This is a genomic window from Paeniglutamicibacter sp. ORCA_105, from assembly GCF_045798545.1.
GTDB lineage: Bacteria > Actinomycetota > Actinomycetes > Actinomycetales > Micrococcaceae > Paeniglutamicibacter > Paeniglutamicibacter sulfureus.
The window spans coordinates 49,254-65,488 of the sequence record NZ_JBIXLM010000004.1; the positions used below are offsets into that span (position 1 = coordinate 49,254).

19 protein-coding genes and 1 riboswitch are annotated in these 16,235 nt (G+C 64.8%); of the genes, 17 read left to right on the plus strand and 2 right to left on the minus strand.

Features of this window, described 5'->3' with window-relative positions; translation table 11 throughout:
* Positions 1-92 precede the first annotated feature (92 nt).
* The 14 genes from ACIPUB_RS02990 (at position 93) to ACIPUB_RS03055 (ending at position 12,136) form a co-directional block, all read left to right on the plus strand.
* Positions 93-683 (plus strand): CGNR zinc finger domain-containing protein, encoded by a 591-nt coding sequence (locus tag ACIPUB_RS02990; RefSeq protein ID WP_407605998.1) that lies wholly within the window; start codon positions 93-95, stop codon positions 681-683.
* Between the two features lie 147 nt (positions 684-830).
* Positions 831-1,781 (plus strand): ATP-binding cassette domain-containing protein, encoded by a 951-nt coding sequence (locus ACIPUB_RS02995; protein WP_407605999.1) that lies wholly within the window; start codon positions 831-833, stop codon positions 1,779-1,781.
* The gene (locus tag ACIPUB_RS03000; RefSeq protein WP_407606000.1) at positions 1,778-2,641 is read left to right on the plus strand and encodes an ABC transporter permease; all 864 of its coding nucleotides are present in this window, start codon (positions 1,778-1,780) and stop codon (positions 2,639-2,641) included. The genes ACIPUB_RS02995 and ACIPUB_RS03000 overlap by 4 nt, the downstream gene beginning before the upstream one ends.
* A 30-nt stretch (positions 2,642-2,671) precedes the next feature.
* A complete protein-coding gene (locus ACIPUB_RS03005) occupies positions 2,672-4,009 on the plus strand; it encodes a sensor histidine kinase (RefSeq protein WP_407606001.1) in 1,338 nt (445 codons plus the stop codon).
* Between the two features lie 11 nt (positions 4,010-4,020).
* A complete protein-coding gene (locus ACIPUB_RS03010; RefSeq protein WP_407606002.1) occupies positions 4,021-4,737 on the plus strand; it encodes a response regulator in 717 nt (238 codons plus the stop codon).
* A gap of 12 nt (positions 4,738-4,749) precedes the next feature.
* Entirely contained in the window at positions 4,750-4,914 is a 165-nt protein-coding gene (locus ACIPUB_RS03015) for a hypothetical protein (protein ID WP_264271122.1), read from the plus strand.
* A 73-nt stretch (positions 4,915-4,987) separates the two neighbouring features.
* Complete coding sequence (locus ACIPUB_RS03020; RefSeq protein WP_407606003.1) at positions 4,988-6,265, plus strand: M18 family aminopeptidase; 1,278 nt, start codon at positions 4,988-4,990, stop codon at positions 6,263-6,265.
* Positions 6,266-6,339: 74 nt separating this feature from the next.
* Positions 6,340-8,475, plus strand: a complete 2,136-nt coding sequence (locus ACIPUB_RS03025) for an acyltransferase family protein (RefSeq protein ID WP_407606004.1) — start codon at positions 6,340-6,342, stop codon at positions 8,473-8,475.
* Positions 8,476-8,645: 170 nt separating this feature from the next.
* Positions 8,646-8,951: a 30S ribosomal protein S6 gene (gene rpsF / locus ACIPUB_RS03030; RefSeq protein WP_071213679.1), complete on the plus strand. Its 306-nt coding sequence runs from the start codon at positions 8,646-8,648 to the stop codon at positions 8,949-8,951.
* Positions 8,952-8,995: 44 nt separating this feature from the next.
* Positions 8,996-9,589, plus strand: a complete 594-nt coding sequence (locus ACIPUB_RS03035; protein WP_264271125.1) for a single-stranded DNA-binding protein — start codon at positions 8,996-8,998, stop codon at positions 9,587-9,589.
* A gap of 62 nt (positions 9,590-9,651) precedes the next feature.
* The gene (gene rpsR / locus ACIPUB_RS03040; RefSeq protein WP_007269381.1) at positions 9,652-9,891 is read left to right on the plus strand and encodes a 30S ribosomal protein S18; all 240 of its coding nucleotides are present in this window, start codon (positions 9,652-9,654) and stop codon (positions 9,889-9,891) included.
* A 15-nt stretch (positions 9,892-9,906) separates the two neighbouring features.
* Positions 9,907-10,362: a 50S ribosomal protein L9 gene (gene rplI / locus ACIPUB_RS03045; protein WP_264271126.1), complete on the plus strand. Its 456-nt coding sequence runs from the start codon at positions 9,907-9,909 to the stop codon at positions 10,360-10,362.
* A gap of 214 nt (positions 10,363-10,576) precedes the next feature.
* Positions 10,577-11,203, plus strand: coding sequence for a dihydrofolate reductase family protein (locus ACIPUB_RS03050; RefSeq protein ID WP_407606005.1), 627 nt, complete (start codon positions 10,577-10,579; stop codon positions 11,201-11,203).
* Between the two features lie 243 nt (positions 11,204-11,446).
* Positions 11,447-11,559, plus strand: a riboswitch (SAM riboswitch).
* A gap of 67 nt (positions 11,560-11,626) precedes the next feature.
* Entirely contained in the window at positions 11,627-12,136 is a 510-nt protein-coding gene (locus ACIPUB_RS03055; protein ID WP_217390894.1) for a flavin reductase family protein, read from the plus strand.
* Positions 12,137-12,230: 94 nt separating this feature from the next.
* On the opposite strand, the gene ACIPUB_RS03060 is transcribed toward ACIPUB_RS03055, so the two are convergent.
* On the minus strand, positions 12,231-12,656 hold the full coding sequence (locus tag ACIPUB_RS03060) for a DUF1801 domain-containing protein (protein ID WP_407606006.1): 426 nt from the start codon (positions 12,654-12,656) through the stop codon (positions 12,231-12,233).
* 515 nt (positions 12,657-13,171) lie between these two features.
* Between ACIPUB_RS03060 and dnaB the strand changes: the two genes are divergently transcribed.
* Together dnaB and ACIPUB_RS03070 are read left to right on the plus strand one after the other, a co-directional pair.
* Positions 13,172-14,545 carry a replicative DNA helicase gene (dnaB, locus tag ACIPUB_RS03065; RefSeq protein ID WP_217390892.1) on the plus strand — a complete coding sequence of 458 codons (1,374 nt, stop codon included), beginning with the start codon at positions 13,172-13,174 and terminating at the stop codon, positions 14,543-14,545.
* Positions 14,546-14,731: 186 nt separating this feature from the next.
* Positions 14,732-15,493, plus strand: a complete 762-nt coding sequence (locus ACIPUB_RS03070) for a ZIP family metal transporter (protein ID WP_407606007.1) — start codon at positions 14,732-14,734, stop codon at positions 15,491-15,493.
* Here ACIPUB_RS03070 and ACIPUB_RS03075 read toward each other — a convergent pair.
* On the minus strand, positions 15,490-15,927 hold the full coding sequence (locus tag ACIPUB_RS03075; protein WP_407606008.1) for an SRPBCC family protein: 438 nt from the start codon (positions 15,925-15,927) through the stop codon (positions 15,490-15,492). The two genes, ACIPUB_RS03070 and ACIPUB_RS03075, sit on opposite strands and share 4 nt — an antisense overlap.
* A 115-nt stretch (positions 15,928-16,042) precedes the next feature.
* On the opposite strand from ACIPUB_RS03075, the gene ACIPUB_RS03080 reads away from it, so the two are divergent.
* Positions 16,043-16,234 (plus strand): hypothetical protein, encoded by a 192-nt coding sequence (locus ACIPUB_RS03080; RefSeq protein WP_217390717.1) that lies wholly within the window; start codon positions 16,043-16,045, stop codon positions 16,232-16,234.
* The last annotated feature ends 1 nt before the right edge of the window (position 16,235 follow it).

Here is a 16,235-nt window from a genome sequence, read left to right on the forward strand (position 1 = left end):
CTCTCTCACTTCTCATGGATAATCTGTAACTTATGCGTGACATTCAGGCTAGCTTGTTATCACGGAAAAATACAGCTGATACCATGAGATCTATGTCAAAGATCCCACTTCCCCCTGCTCCCGGCGCCGACGACCACCCGAGCCTCGCCCTGGTCAATAGCGCCGCGAGCCTTCCCGGCGGACGCGTGGCGGACGACCTGGGGAGCCCGGCCGAAGCCACCGCGTGGCTCGTCGGACAACGCCTGGTCCCCGAGGAAACGGCCCTTCTTGCCTATTGCCAGGACCAGCTCACGACGCTGCGCGGCAATTTGCGCGCCCTCTTCACCGCCAGGGTGGAAGGCGCCGTTCCCGCGCCGGAGGCCCTGGAGAGCGTAAATCGGGCGTTGGTAAAGGTGCCCAGCGCACCGCTGCTGCAGTTCGACGCCACCAACGGACTTCGGCGGGTCGCGCGGCACCCGGTGACCCAGCTGGTCGAACACGCCATGGCACAGATCGCGGAGGACGCGGCCGCCTTGCTGACCGGTGGCCAGGCCGAGCTGATCGCACAATGCGAGGCCAGCTCCTGCGACCGGTTCCTGCTGCGGACGCACGCCCGTCGATGCTGGTGTTCCACCCGCTGCGGCGATCGCGTGAGGGCGGCCCGCGCCTACGCCCGCAAGCTGGAACGAGCCCAGGCCGGCTGACTCCGGACCCTTGGCAGGCGGCGTCGACGCCGGTGCCCCCGGATCCCTTAGGGGATTACCCGTACGCCGGAAGAGTGACTGTTTATTCCGTGAAGATCATCCGCGTGGGCGGCGACCGCGGAGGCGATCGTCCGTAACGTTGAAGACATGATCACAGCAACGGCACTGACCAAGAACTATGGCACCAAGCGTGCGGTGGACGGGATCTCCTTTACCGTCCAGCCAGGCAAGGTCACTGGATTCCTCGGCCCGAACGGCGCGGGAAAATCCACCACCATGCGCATGATCGTCGGCCTCGACCGGCCGACCTTCGGCAGCGTGAGCGTGAACGGCCGCAGGTACGCCGAACACCATGCGCCGTTGCGCGAGGTCGGTGCCCTGCTCGAAGCCAAGTCCGTCCACCGGTCGCGCAGCGCGCGCACCCACCTCCGGGCCCTTGCCGCGACCCACTCGATCCCCAATACCCGCGTCGACGAGGTCATCGAGCTCACCGGACTCGGTTCCGTCGCGACCAAGAAGGTCGGCGGCTTTTCCCTGGGGATGGGCCAGCGCCTGGGCATCGCCGTGGCACTGCTGGGCGACCCGCAGACGCTGATCCTCGATGAGCCGGTCAATGGCCTGGACCCGGAGGGCGTGCTGTGGGTCCGGAACCTCGCCCGCCACCAAGCGGCACAGGGCAAGACGGTGTTCATCTCCTCGCACCTGATGAGCGAGATGGCATTGACCGCGGACCACCTCATTGTCATCGGTCGCGGCCGCATCCTCGCCGATGCGCCGATCGAGCAGATCATTGGCGGCAGCAACGTGCCCACCTGCAGGGTCAAGACCGATTCGGCCGAGGACCTGATGAATGCGTTGGCCGCGCAGGACGTTCACCTGACCAGAGTCGATGCGCAAACCATCCAGGTCGTCGGACTCGATGGTCGGGCAATTGCAACCCGCGCCCAGGAAAAGCAGATCCTGCTCCACGAGCTGACGCCCATCCAGCAGTCCCTCGAAGCCGCCTACATGGCGCTGACGCAGGACGAGGTCGAGTACCACTCCCACCTTGGCAACGAGCTTGCCGCCGCGACCACCGGAAAGCAGGACCAGCCATGAGCACCACGACCATGAAACGACCACGTACCGCCGCACCCGGTGCCGCCGGTGGCGGAAAGCTCAGCTTCGCCGGCGTTTTGCGCAGCGAGTTCATCAAGTTCTTCTCGCTGCCCTCCACGCTTATCCTGGTCATGGCCACCTTCGTGGCCATGACGGGGATCGCCGCGCTCGGCACCTGGGGCGTCGGTGCATCCCTGGAGGCCATGGCGTCCGAACCGGAAATGGCGGCGCAGATGGGGGACATGAATGTCCTTGCCGCCTCATTGCCTGTCAGTGGGCTGATGGTTGCCCAGTTGATCATCGGCGCACTCGCCGTAATGGTGATGAGTTCCGAGTTCGCGACGGGCTCGGCCCGTTCCACCTTCGTGGCGACTCCCACGCGGCAGCCGGTGTTCTGGGCCAAGGCCCTGATGGTCACCATCGTTTCGGCACTCGTCGCGCTGGCATCGATCCTGTCCGCTTTCCTGGTCACCAAGCCGATCGCCGACAACTACAACCTTCCGCTGGACTTCGCCTCCGAGGCCTTCGGACGCAACCTCTGGTTCGGGGTGCTCTACGTCGTGATGGTCTCGCTGATCGGCCTGGCCTTGGGTGCGATGCTGAGGAATTCCGCCGGCGGCATCGTGGTGCTTGCAGCCCTCTTCTTCGTGCTTCCCATCACCGTCGACGGGCTCTCCGGCATGGTGGAATGGCTGGCCGATGCCGCTCGATTCCTCCCCGACCACGCCGGAACCGCGCTGATGCAGATCCCAGGCGCCGAAGGGGCCCTGGAGACCTGGGCCGCCGGCCTCGTGGTCGGCGCCTGGATCGCCATCCCGCTGGCCGCCGCCGCAATGTTGCTGCAGCGCCGCGATATCTAGAACCGGCCATTGGTCGATAGGCTCAGGGATATGAGTGAAAACACGGCGCCGCTCGACTCCGGGGACCCGGAGGCGAGCCTTGCCGAGATCTCGGCACAGCGCATCGGCCCGCTGCGCGGATTCATGCGCCGCCGGCCGCTACTGGTCGACACCGCCGTGGTGCTGCTGTACCTGCTGCTGACCGGTCCAAGCCTGGCCGAGGCGGCGCTGGCGTCCCACTGGCCAACCCTCGGGTTGCTCGCGCTCACCGGCGCTTCGCTGTTCTTTCGCCGTAGCCGGCCCATGTTCGTGCTGATCGTGGTGGTGCTCTTCGAGACCGTCGCGACCCTGCTCGACTCCTCGTATTTCGGTGGCAGCGCCGGCCTGTGGATCGCACTATATGCGGCATCAACCAAATATGCCGCCCGGCGCATGTTCGCGCTCACCGCCCTGATCACCGCCCTGCAGGGACTGGTTTTCGTCATGCTGGGTCTGCCGTCCATGTTCACCGATTCCCCGGAAGACCAGGCTGCCCTGGCGGAAATCGGCGGGCGCACCCTGACGATCACGCTGTCCCTGGCTTTCCTGCTGGGCACCAACGCCGCGGCAGTGGCCATCGGCGCGGCGGTGCGCAACAACCGGCTGCACGAGGCCGAGTTGGACAACTGGGCCAAGCGGGTCCAGACCCTGGCCCAGGTGCGCGAACGCACCCGCATTGCCCGCGAAATGCACGATGTGGTCGCGCATTCGCTCTCGGTCATGATCGCCCTGTCCGACGGTGCAGCGGTGGTGCTCAAGCGCGACCCGGCGCGGGCAGGGGAGGTCCTGGGCGAACTCTCCGGCACCGGGCGCCGCGCCCTGGCGGACATGCGGCGGGTCATCGGGGTGCTGCGCACCGGGGACGGTGCGTCGCTGGAACCGCAGCCCGCCGGCGGGTCCCTCGAAGAGATGCTGGCAGGCTTCCAGGTGGCCGGCCTGCCGCTGCGCTACACCCAGTCGGGCCCGGCCCTTCCGGACGACGCGACCTTCCAGCTCACCGTGCACCGGATCATCCAGGAATCGCTGACCAATGTGCTGCGCTACGGGCGCAACGTGGGCGCGGTGGAGGTCACCGTGCACCGGCTTCGCGACGATGTCACGGTGCGCATCCACGACGACGGCACGCAGCAGGAAGTGCGCCGCGAGCTCATCGGATCCGCCCAGGGCATCCGCGGCATGAAGGAGCGCGCCGCGCTCTTCGACGGCACGCTGCGCGCCGGACCCGCATCCCGCGGCGGCTGGTCGGTCGTGGCCAAGCTCAAGCTGCCTCACCAGACCCGCTGTCCCGGCGACCCTGCGCCGCCACAGGGCAAGCAACCGACCCCCAAGTCCCAACACCAAGGATCGTGAGAACAACCCCCATGTCCGAATCCACTTCCACCTCCTCCGCCCGCATCGGGGTGCTGCTGGTCGATGACCAGCCGCTGCTGCGCATGGGCTTCCGGCTCATCCTCGAGGGCGAGGACGACCTCGAGATCCTCGGGGAGGCTTCCGATGGGGCCGAAGGCGTGCGGCAGGCCCTCAAGCTGAAGCCCGACGTGGTGCTCATGGACGTGCGCATGCCCACCATGGACGGCATCGAGGCCACCGCCCGGATCGTGCGTGAGCTGCCCGAGGCCAAGGTCATCATCCTGACCACCTTCGACCTGGACGAATACGCCTTTTCCGGGCTGCAGGCAGGGGCCAGCGCCTTCCTGCTCAAGGACGTGGCGCCCGAGGAACTGGTGAACGCGGTGCGCCTGGTGGCTTCCGGCGACGCGGTGGTGGCGCCCAGGGTCACCGCCAGGCTGCTGGAGACCTACGTGCGCGACGGCGCCCCGAACCGCTCCAGCGCCCCGGCACCGGAACGCGACCCGCTGCTGGGGGACCTGACCCCGCGCGAGCTCGAGGTGCTCGGGGCCATGGCCGAGGGTCTCTCCAACGCCGAGATCGCGCACCGCTTCTTCCTTTCCGAGGCCACGGTGAAGACCCACGTGCGCAGGATCCTGACCAAGCTGCACCTGCGCGACCGCGTGCAGGCAGTGGTCTACGCCTACGAGACCGGGCTGGTCATCCCCAGCCAGGGCCTGGACTACTAAGGACAAGCGACCATGAACTCGGAATTCCTGCGCAGCCCCTGGCTGCTGCTGGCCGTGGTGCTGGGGGTCCTCGGGGCCTTCCTGCTCACGCTCTTCGCCCTGCCCGTTCCCGGTTGGGCTAGCATCGTCCTTGGGGTCGGCGCCCTCGTGGTGGCACTGCTCCGCACCCGCACCTAGGGTGCCCCGGCCGCCCACCCCGGTCCGGCCCGCGCACCACACCCGCACGCCCACGAGTCCAAGGGAACCTTGAATGTCCAGCGCAGCAATCGAGCACATCAACGACCTGTCCGCCTTCGTCGCCGCCTCGCCGTCCTCCTTCCATGCCGCCGCCGAGGCGGCGCGCCGGCTGGCCGCGGCGGGCTTCACCGAGCTCTCGGAGTCCGAGGCCTGGGAGCCGGGCCCGGGCGGGCACTACGTGCTGCGCGACGGGGCGATCATCGCCTGGGTGCAACCCGTCGACGCCACCGCAACCACCGGTTTCCACATCGTGGGCTCACACACCGATTCGCCCTCCTTCAAGCTCAAGCCCAAGCCCACCACCGGCGCCCACGGATGGCTGCAGGCGGGGGTGGAGGTCTACGGCGGCCCGCTGCTGAACTCCTGGCTGGACCGCGAGCTGCTGCTCGCCGGACGCCTGGTGCTGCTTGACGGAACCGAGGCGCTGGCGCGCACCGCCCCGATGCTGCGCTTCCCGCAGCTGGCCATCCACCTGGACCGGGCCGTGAACGACGCTCTCACCCTGGACAAGCAGGCGCACATGAACCCGGTGTGGGGGATCGGGAACCCGGCAGAGGCCGACGTGCTGGCGGTGCTGGCCGAATCGGCCGGCGTGGATGCGGCGGAAATCGGCGGCTACGACGTGGTGGTCGCCGATGCGCAGCGCGGCGAGGTCTTCGGGGGCTCCAACGAGTTCTTCGCCTCCGGGCGCCTGGACAACCTCTCCTCCGTGCACGCCTCGCTCACCGCCCTGGTGCACCACGCGGCCGCGGGCACCGGCGAACACATCGCCGTGCTGGCCGCCTTCGACCACGAGGAGATCGGCTCGGCCTCCCGCTCCGGGGCATCCGGCCCGTTCCTGGCCGACATGCTCGAGCGCATCGGGCACGGACTGGGCGCCGACACCCAGGACCGCAGCCGCGCCTACTCCGACTCGGTCTGCCTCTCGGCCGATGCCGGGCACTCGGTGCACCCGAACTACCCGGGGCGCCACGATCCGGCCAACCGCCCGCTGCTGGGGGCCGGCCCGCTGCTGAAGATCAACGCCAACCAGCGCTACGCCACCGACGCGGTGGGAGCCGCGCTCTTCGCCAGGTTGTGCGCGCAGGCAGATGTCCCGTACCAGGAGTTCGTGTCCAACAACCAGATGCCGTGCGGGTCGACCATCGGCCCGCTGACCGCCACCAGGCTGGGCATCCGCACGGTGGATGTGGGAATCCCGTTGCTGTCGATGCACTCGGCGCGCGAGATGTGCGGCGTGGCCGATCCGCTGCGCCTGGCGAAGATCTCCGAGGCGTTCTTCGCAGCCTGAGAGTTCGCCGGGAAGCGCGCGGTTAACACCGGGTGGTTACCCGCTGTTAACCGGTCCGTGCTTTGCTCGCGGACATGATTGCCGAGCCGAAGCCACCACGCCGTTTCCTGCCCGAGGTCCAGTCGCTGCGCGCCGTGGCCGTGCTGCTGGTCGTGGCCTACCACCTCGAACCACGCCTGGTCCCGGGCGGTTTCATCGGCGTCGACGTGTTCTTTGCGATCTCCGGTTTCCTGATCACCGGGCACCTGCTGCGCGAGGTCCGCAAGACCGGCCGCATTGACCTGCCGGGCTTCTGGGCGGCCCGGGTCCGGCGGATCCTGCCCGCCGCGTTCGCGGTGATCCTCGCGGTGGTGGCTGCCACCATGGCCTTCCTGCCGGCCACGCAATGGAAGACCGTGGGCACCGCGGCCCTTGCCTCGGCCTTCTCGGTGGAGAACTGGGTGCTGGCCGCCGATGCCGTGGACTACCTTGCCGCCGATGCAGAGCCCACCGCGCTGCAACATTTCTGGTCCCTGGGGGTGGAGGAGCAGTTCTATCTCGTCTGGCCGTTGCTGGTGCTGCTGGCCGTATGGGTGGCCCGGTCCCTGCGTGGCATCGGGGCCCGGGAACGCGTCGGCCGCCGGGAAACCAGCGGCGGCCTTCCCCGCACCGCTCTCCTGCTGGTCTTCGGCATCGTCATCATCGCCTCGCTGGCCTACTCGATGGTGCTGGTGGGTTCGGGAAATCCTGCCGCCTACTTCATCACCCCCGCCCGCGTCTGGGAAATGGCCGCCGGCGGCCTGTTGGCGCTGCTGCTCGCCCCGCCCGAACCCGGGCTGGTGGCACGCGGCGCTCGATGGCTCGATGTCCCCGGCGTGCGGACGGCGCTGGCCTGGGGCGGCTTTGCAGCCATCGCGGCGGCAGCCTTCGGTTTCGATGCCGGCACACCCTTCCCTGGGCTGTCGGCAGCGCTGCCGGTCGCCGGAACCCTGGCGGTGATCCTGGCCGGCCAGACCAGTGGAGTCCTGGCCCCGCAAAAACTCCTGGAACTGCCCGCGGTGCAATGGGTGGGCAACGTGTCCTACTCGCTGTACCTCTGGCACTGGCCGGCGCTCACCTTCTTCCTGTTCTTCGCAGAGGACGAGCCGGGACCCGCCCAGAGCATCGGGTTGCTGGTCCTTTCGCTGCTGCTTGCAGGTGCCAGCCACCGCTGGATCGAAACCCCGGTGCGGACCCTGGCCCCGCTCGCCGCCTCGAACTGGCGTGCCCTGGGTGCCGGTGCGGCCGCACTGGTCCTGGTCGCCGCACTCGCGGTGGCCCCCGGGACGCTGGCCGAGCGCGAGATCGCCGCACAGGAACGCGCGGTCGCCACCCTGTTGGCTGCCCCTCCGGCAGGGTTTGGCGCGGCGTCGGTCCCGGCCGGTGCCCCCGCCTACCTGGAGGGCCAAAAACAGATCGTCCCGGTCCCCGCCGACGCAGAGCACGACCTGCCCGACCTGGGAGAGTGCGTGCAAAAACCGAAGTCACCCGTCACCGTCGAATGCGCCAAGGGCGCCAAGGACGGATCCCTGACCGTGGCCCTGGTGGGCGACTCGCATGCCACGCATTGGTACCGGGCGATGGAAGAGACCGCCAAGGAGCAGGGCTGGACACTGCTGACCTACCTGAAGAACTCCTGCCCGTTCAACGCCACCAAGCGCACCGCCGAGGCCGACGGCAGCATTTCCTGCCACCAGGCAAACGAGGACACGCTGGAGCGCATCCTGGAACGCGGGGACGTGGACGCGGTGGTGACCAGTCATTGGGCCGGGGCCACCTTCGAAAAGGGGGCCGCAGGGGGTTTCGCCGAGTATTGGGGCAAGCTCGAGGACGCCGGCATCCGGGTCTACCCGATCATCGACACCCCGCGACCCGGAACGAAGTCCTATGCACGGGACTGCGTGGCGCAGAACCCGGACGAACTTGCCACCTGCGGCGCCCCGGTGTCCGAGGCCTTTGAGGCCAATGACTACACGCTCGCCGCGGCCGAGCTGGAGCCACGCGCGGGGGTGCTGGATTTCTCCGACCAGTTCTGCGCTGACGGATTCTGCCCCGCCGTCATCGGGAACGTGTTGGTATACCGGGACAAGCACCATGTTTCTGACACCTATGTGCGGACGCTGGCCCCGGTCTTCGGCGAACGGCTTGAGGCGTTGCTTCGCGCCGACGGGCTTATCGACCCCGCGCGGTGACCCGGGTGATGCACCGCACCCGGCGTAGTCGGGTGCGGCAGTGATTTTCCGCTAGAATGGTTGAGGCTGTTTCTGCCGCGCCCGGCAATCGGGTTGTGGCGACAGCAAATGCAAAGAACCTCCTGTTGCGGAAATGCCGTGACCGTTTAGCCCAAAGGAGGTGGGTTCACATGCGTGCTTATGAATTGATGGTGCTGATCGACCCCGAGGTCGACGAGCGAACCGTTGAACCAACCCTCGGTAAGTTCCTCGATGTTGTCCGTAACGATGGTGGAACCATCGAGAACGTTGACATCTGGGGCCGTCGCCGCCTGGCCTACGACATTCAGAAGAAGAATGAGGCCATTTACGCGGTAGTTAACTTCACCGCCACCCCCGCTACTTCCGCAGAGCTTGATCGCCAGCTGGGCCTCAATGAGACCATCATGCGCACCAAGATCACCCGCCCGGAAGAGGCAAAGGTCGTTGCAGAGTAATTCTGCTCTTCGATCTTCGTAGAACAACACTTTAGGAGGCTCCAATGGCAGGCGAGACAGTCATTACGGTTATTGGTAATTTGACCGCTGACCCGGAACTGCGTTTCACCCCGTCAGGATCGGCAGTGGCGAACTTCACCATTGCTTCGACCCCGCGAACCTTCGACCGCCAGACCAATGAATGGAAGGACGGCGACACGCTGTTCCTCCGTGCGTCGGTGTGGCGTGAGGCTGCCGAAAACGTCGCCGAGACGTTGACCAAGGGCATGCGCGTCATCGCCCAGGGCCGCCTCAAGTCGCGTTCCTACGAAACCAAGGAAGGCGAAAAGCGTAACGTCACCGAGCTTGAGGTCGATGAAATCGGCCCGTCGCTGCGTTACGCTTCCGCAAAGGTCACCCGCACCCAGCGCTCCGGCGCCGGCGGTGGTGGTGGCTTTGGTGGCCAGCAGAACGCAGGCGCAAATGCCGGCGGCTTCAGCGGTGGCAATCAAGGCGGCGGCGGTGGATTCGGTGGCGGCAACGCTGGCGGAAACTCCGGCGGCGGCTGGAATGCACCGGCGAACGATCCATGGGGTGCTCCTGCCGGAGGAAACAACGGCGGATGGGGCAACCCGGGTTCCGACGAACCACCCTTCTAAACAAAATTATTCACCATCCCGCAGAAAATTCTGCGGGCTCCACCTGATAAAGGAGCTCCACGATGGCTAAGGCTGAACTCCGTAAGCCCAAACCAAAGTCCAACCCCTTGAAGGCCGCTGACATCACTGTCATCGACTACAAGGACGTAGCATTGCTGCGCAAGTTCATTTCCGATCGCGGAAAGATCCGTGCCCGTCGCGTTACCGGTGTTTCCGTACAGGAACAGCGCAAGATCGCACAGGCCATCAAGAACGCGCGTGAAGTGGCCTTGCTGCCTTACTCCGGCGCTGGCCGCGGCTAAGGAAGGTATACCAACATGGCAAAGCTCATTCTGACCCACGAAGTTACCGGCCTCGGTGCCGCAGGCGACATCGTTGAGGTGAAGGACGGTTACGCACGTAACTACCTTCTCCCGCGCGCCTTTGGCATCACCTGGACCAAGGGCGGTGAGAAGCAGGTTGAGTCGATCAAGGCCGCCCGTGCTGCTCGCGCCGTTGCTTCCCTGGAAGACGCCAAGGCACTTGCCGCTTCGCTTTCCGCCAAGCCGGTCAAGCTGACTGTCAAGGCCGGCGCTACCGGTCGCCTCTTCGGCACCGTGAAGACCGACGACATCGCCAAGGCTGTTGCAGCCGCCGGCGTTGGCGCGATCGACAAGCGCAACATCGAGATCAACGACCACATCAAGTCGACGGGTAACTACACCGCGACTGTGCGTCTGCACACCGATGTCTCCGCAACCGTTTCACTGCAGGTTGTTGCCGCAAAGAAGTAATTCCTTGTGCACCCGCCGTCTTGTGTGACGGCAAACCACTATGGACCCCGCCCTCGGCGGGGTCCACAGTGGTTTAAGGCCTTCGGTGGTGCAGCGGGGTCTGGCGTCGCGCGTTGCCGTCGAGTAGCTTGGCCAAATGGGGCAGTGCCCTCCGGGATCGACTGCCACTTCGAATCCCGGGAACGGGCAGCCAAACGAGTGAGAAGGCGCGGTCATGAAGCTGACATTAACGGAGTTTGTGAGTCTCGACGGGGTGTCGCAAGGCCCCGGGTCTCCTGAGGAAGACACCACCGATGGATTCACCCAGGGCGGATGGTTCGTCCCGCACATGGACGAGGCCTTCATCGAACAGGCCGCGCAATGGCTCGGCGAAGCGGACGGGCTGCTGCTTGGCCGCCGCACCTATGAGGCATTCGCCAGGGACTGGCCGCAAATCACCGACCCGGACGACCCCTTCACGGAGCTCATGAACTCCCTGCCCAAGTACGTGGCCTCGCAAACGCTTCGCGAGGGAACCTGGGATCCAACAACCATCCTCTCCGGTGACGTGGCGGCCCGGGTTGCCGACCTCAAGGCGCGCCCCGGCAGGGAGCTGCAGATCCATGGGAGCGCCAGGCTTGCCGCTTCATTGCTCGGCGAGGGGTTGATTGACGAGCTGCGACTGGTGGTGGCGCCCGTGGTCCTCGGCCATGGAAGGCGACTCTTCCCGGAGGGAGGCGCACCCGCCGGACTTCGGCTCTCCAACGCCACGAGCACCCCGGGCGGGCTTGCCATCCTGGTCTACGAACGCACCGGCGATGCCTTCTATGCGACTTATACGGGAGTTTCGGACGTCTCGTAGGCGGAAGAGGTGCCGGCCACGGCGTTTGTGACGCGGACGCCAACCACAATTCCGGGCCATGTCATCGTCTTCTTCGGCCAAACAGCTGTCGTCCACGCGTTCGGGAACGAATGCGGGCGTGTCGGGCAACTTTGGCACCTACGAGGCAAATGATCGCACAATCTTCGATTCTTACGCTTCGTGACTTCGTATGTCGAAACAAACTTTGACGAGACGTAATTATCTCTTCTAACGTTAGTGAAGAATCAAGAGTGTCAACGTAAGGCCCTGGCCCGTTGGCCGGCAACCCTCTCACGGTAGTGGGGTGCTCCAGGTGATGATTCGGCCTACCGGAACCCCGGAGGCAAGTACCGCACACCTCGTTGGTTGGCGCGTGTGTTGCACGCACCGCGATGGTGGGCCGAAGCCGAAGGATTGAGCACCATGACACTCACCTCTGACCTCACCCCCGATACCCTGCGCAACGTCTTTGCCCAGCATCCATCCGGCATTGCCGCACTCTGCGCCATCGTTGACGGGCAACCGCAGGGAATCATTGCCTCGTCCTTTACGGTTGGCGTCTCCATGGATCCGCCTCTGGTGATGTTCGCTGTCCAGAACACCTCGAAGACCTGGCCGCTGGTGCGCACCAGCGGGCGAATCGGGGTTTCAGTGCTCAGCGAAAAGAACGAGGGCGTGTGCCGGCAGATCGCCTCAAAGTCGGGGGACAGGTTCGCCGGGCTACGTCTTGATTCGACCGATGAGGGTGCACTGTTCCTGCATGACGCCACCCTGTGGCTCGATTGCTCCGTCGAGCAAGAGGTTCCTGCAGGCGACCACCATGTGGTGCTGCTACGCGTGCACGGCCACCAGACGCACGACAACGCCCACTCGCCGCTGGTGTTCCACGGTTCGGCATTCCGTCGCCTGGATGCCGAACAGCTGGTCTCCTAGGGAACCTGAAATGCGAGGGCTCAGCCTCCGTGGTACCGAATCCATGATTCGACGCCACGGGGACTGAGCCCTTTGCCTTTGCCAACACGTTTTCCTAAGACGGGTGGTGCACCACGCCAGTCATGTACCGGTAGCCGTCACGGGCAAGCCGGGTGAGTACGTCCAAGTCGACGTCGGCAAGCTTGTTCACATAGAGGCACGATGCCCCGCGTCTGCACTTGCCCAATTTCTCCAATAGAGGGCCGGCGGTCGGTGCAATGGTCAGCCCGTAGAGGGCAAGGTTCGCCGACCTCGGGGAGAAACCGATGGCGCTGGCATCCCCTTCGCGCCCCGATTCGTACTTGTAGTGGTAGCTTCCGAACCCAACGATTGTTGGGCCCCACATAACCGCGGGCTCTCCGCTGACCTCTTCCATCATCCGGAGCAAGACCTCGGCATCCGCGCGCCTGGTCGGATGTGACACTGCCGATATGAATTGAGCCGGGTCAACGGCTGTCGGGGCGGTCTTGTTGGCGCTCATGCGGCCCAGTATGTCAGTCGTTGGTGATCTCCATCAATCCCCGCTATCCCCAGATCCGCGGGAAGTTCCGGCGTGTCTGTGGATAGCTTGTGGGTAACTATGAAATGGTGGCCAATCCAAGCCCGGAATCCCGGGGTTTTTGTGTGTATAACCGACTTTTCCGCGTGTGGAGGATGTGGATAAATACTTTGTATCCACAGGGGTTAATCTGCATAATGCCTAGTCAAAGTATTGTTGTGGATAGAAAATTGATGTAATCCACAATGTTCTCCCCAGACTGTGCACACAACACGCCGCAAGGTTCACAGGTTATCCACACGGCCTGTGGATAACCGTGTTGGGTTTGTGGGAAAACAGGTCTATGGTGACAGTGTTCCCCACCTATTTCCACAGGTTCGCGGTGCCCTACGGCACGTGTGAGTTTGAACCTAACGAATCGTCCGTGCTCCTTGAGACACTGAATAGGTAATGATGCGGAAAACTTGGGAACCCGCGCAGCTTGAAGGGAAAAACCCGTGTCGCTAGCCAGCACCGAAACCAGCTCCGATTCACATGGATCGGACTATGGACGCACCCCGCCGCAGGACCTCGTAGCCGAGCAAAGCGTACTGGGCGGCATGATGCTGTCCAAGGATGCCATCGCGGACTGCGTGGAGGTGCTGCGGGGACTGGACTTCTATCGCCCGGCGCACGAGGCCATCTACGAGGCCATCATCGACCTCTACGGCCGCGGTGAGCCGGCCGACGCCGTTACGGTCTCGGACCTTTTGACCAAGCGCGGCGAGATCACCCGGATTGGCGGTCCGGCCTACCTGCACACGCTCATCCAGTCAGTGCCCACCGCTGCCAACGCCGGCTTCTATGCCGAGATCGTTCGCGAACGTGCGGTCCTGCGCCGCCTGGTTGATGCCGGTACCAAGATCGTGCAGCTCGGATACTCGCAGGACGGCGAAGTCGACGCCATCGTGAACGAGGCCCAGGCCGAGGTCTACAAGGTCGCCGAACGCCGGACTGCCGAAGACTATGTCCCGCTACGCGACATCATCGAGGGCACCGTCGATGAAATCGAATCCGCCGGCAGCCGAGGCGAGGGCGTAATCGGTGTACCCACCGGAATCTTCGAACTCGACGAGTTGACCCAGGGACTGCACGGCGGCCAGATGATCGTTATTGCTGCACGTCCCGCGGTGGGCAAGTCGACCTTCGCACTGGATTTTGCCAGGTCAGCGTCCATTAAGAACAACATGACCTCCGTTTTCTTCTCCCTGGAAATGGGACGCAACGAAATCGCCATGCGCCTGCTGTCGGCCGAGGCGAGCATCGCGCTGCAGAACCTGCGTAAGGGTACGATCCAGGACGAAGAATGGTCGAAGATCGCCACCACGATGGGCAGGCTCAACGACGCTCCGCTGTTCATCGACGATTCGCCGAACATGTCGCTGATGGAGATCCGCGCCAAATGCCGCCGGCTCAAGCAGAAGCACGACCTCAAGCTCGTGGTGCTGGACTACCTGCAGTTGATGAGCTCGGGCAAAAAGGTCGAGTCGCGACAGCAGGAAGTCTCCGAATTCTCGCGTGCGCTGAAGCTGTTGGCCAAGGAGCTCGACGTTCCAGTCATCGCGCTGTCGCAGCTGAACCGTGGTTCGGAGCAGCGTACCGACAAGAAGCCGATGATCTCCGACCTCCGCGAGTCCGGTTCCATCGAGCAGGATGCCGATATGGTCATCCTCTTGCACCGTGAGGACATTTACGACAAGGAGTCGGCGCGTGCCGGCGAGGCGGACGTGATCGTGGCCAAGCACCGTAACGGACCGACCAAGACCATCGTTGTCGCGTTCCAGGGCCACTACTCGCGCTTCAACAACATGGCACAGGACGGAATGGGCTAGTTCCCACCGCATGGCGCCCGGCGGGCGGTTGCCCTCCCCTGTTTCGGGGCGGAGCAACCGCCCGCTTTCGTTTGGCGTTCCCGAGGCGATCCGCCTAGGGCATGTGCTTGGGTTCAGCGCTTGTCAGTCGATCATGGGTTGCGCGGAATCGCTGCGTGAATAGTCATTATGCGGTAGCGTGGCGCCATGTTGATGTCCTTGCAAGCGTTGATGTGGGGCACCGTCGCCGGGTCTGCGCTGCTGCTTGGTTCGGCCGCGGCCTGGTGGTTGGACATTCCGCGGAAGATCGTCTCGAGCGTCATGGCGTTCGGCGCGGGAGTCCTGATTTCCGCCCTCGCCTTCGAACTGGTGGTCGAGGCCGAGGAAGTCGGCGGACTGTGGGCCACGGTGATGGGTTTCCTGGCCGGAGCCACCATCTATGTGGGCGCAAACTCCCTGCTGGTGCGGTTCGGAGCCGAACACCGACGCCGGGGCAAGGTCGCCACGAGGGCCGGAAGCCGCGGTGGCGGAGCGCCCAACGGGGGAGCTGCGATAGCCCTCGGAGCGTTGCTTGACGGCATCCCCGAGTCCATCGTGCTGGGCGTGGGATTGCTTTCCGGCGCCGCCGTCAACCCGACCATGCTGGCGGCGATCTTCATTTCCAACGTGCCCGAAGGGCTGGCGAGCACGGCCGACATGAAGCGTGCGGGCAAGGGGCCGAAAGAGATCTTTGCGATCTGGGGGAGTATTGCGCTGCTTTCAGGACTGGCCGCGATGATCGGCTACCTAGCCCTCGACAATGCCCCGGGCGAGGCCATCGCGGTGGTCACCGCCATCGCAGCGGGCGGCATTCTGGCGATGCTAGCCGACACCATGATCCCCGAGGCCTTCGAGGAACAGCACATGCTCACGGGATTCATTGCAGCGCTTGGCTTCCTCACGGCGCTGATCCTGCATTACGGCGCCTAGGCGCGGGCTTCGGCAAACTCCTTGAAGGCGGTCATCGTCCTCAGGTTTTGCTTCCTGAACATGGGGGCAAAGAGCAATGCCACGATCCGCATGAAACCGGTGAACTCAAAGACATTGTGGGCAATCCAGCGTGTGGCGGTTCCATCGAGATCATGGAATTCGTTCCGGCAGACGTTGTGCACGCCCTTAGCGTCGTAGACGCCGTCGAATGCCTCGGGCAGGTCGCGCCGCGTCACGGTCTCGACCATCTCCATGGTTCCCCTGCCCTGCTTGTAGACCAGCCGGGACGTGGACCCGGGCTGGCCCGGCGTGCCGGTGAGGGCCTCGAAGGAAACAAGCCCCTCCTGCCAGACCTTGAGGTTCTCGAGGTCGTCAAAGAGCTCGATGAAGCGTGGTCGGGGGACATTGACGGTGAGCTCCTGGGTGAATTCCATTCCTGAAGCATATCCATGCATATCAACTGTTAGACCGCCTGAGTGGCGAGGTTCCTGGTTCCTGGCCTGCCCGCCAGTCCCGCGACCTGCGGGAGGGCATTGCTACGCTGGAGAGATGACCAGCCATCCCTTGCCCAGGATCTCCGCTCCCGCGGCCCGCGCCCTGGAAGGGGCGGGAATCACGACTCTCGAGCAGGCCGCGGCCTACGGCGCCGGTGCGCTCTTGGACCTGCACGGCTTCGGGCCCAAGGGCATCGTGATCCTGCGCGCTGCGCTCACCGAGCTTGGACTCGAACTGGCGGACTGAT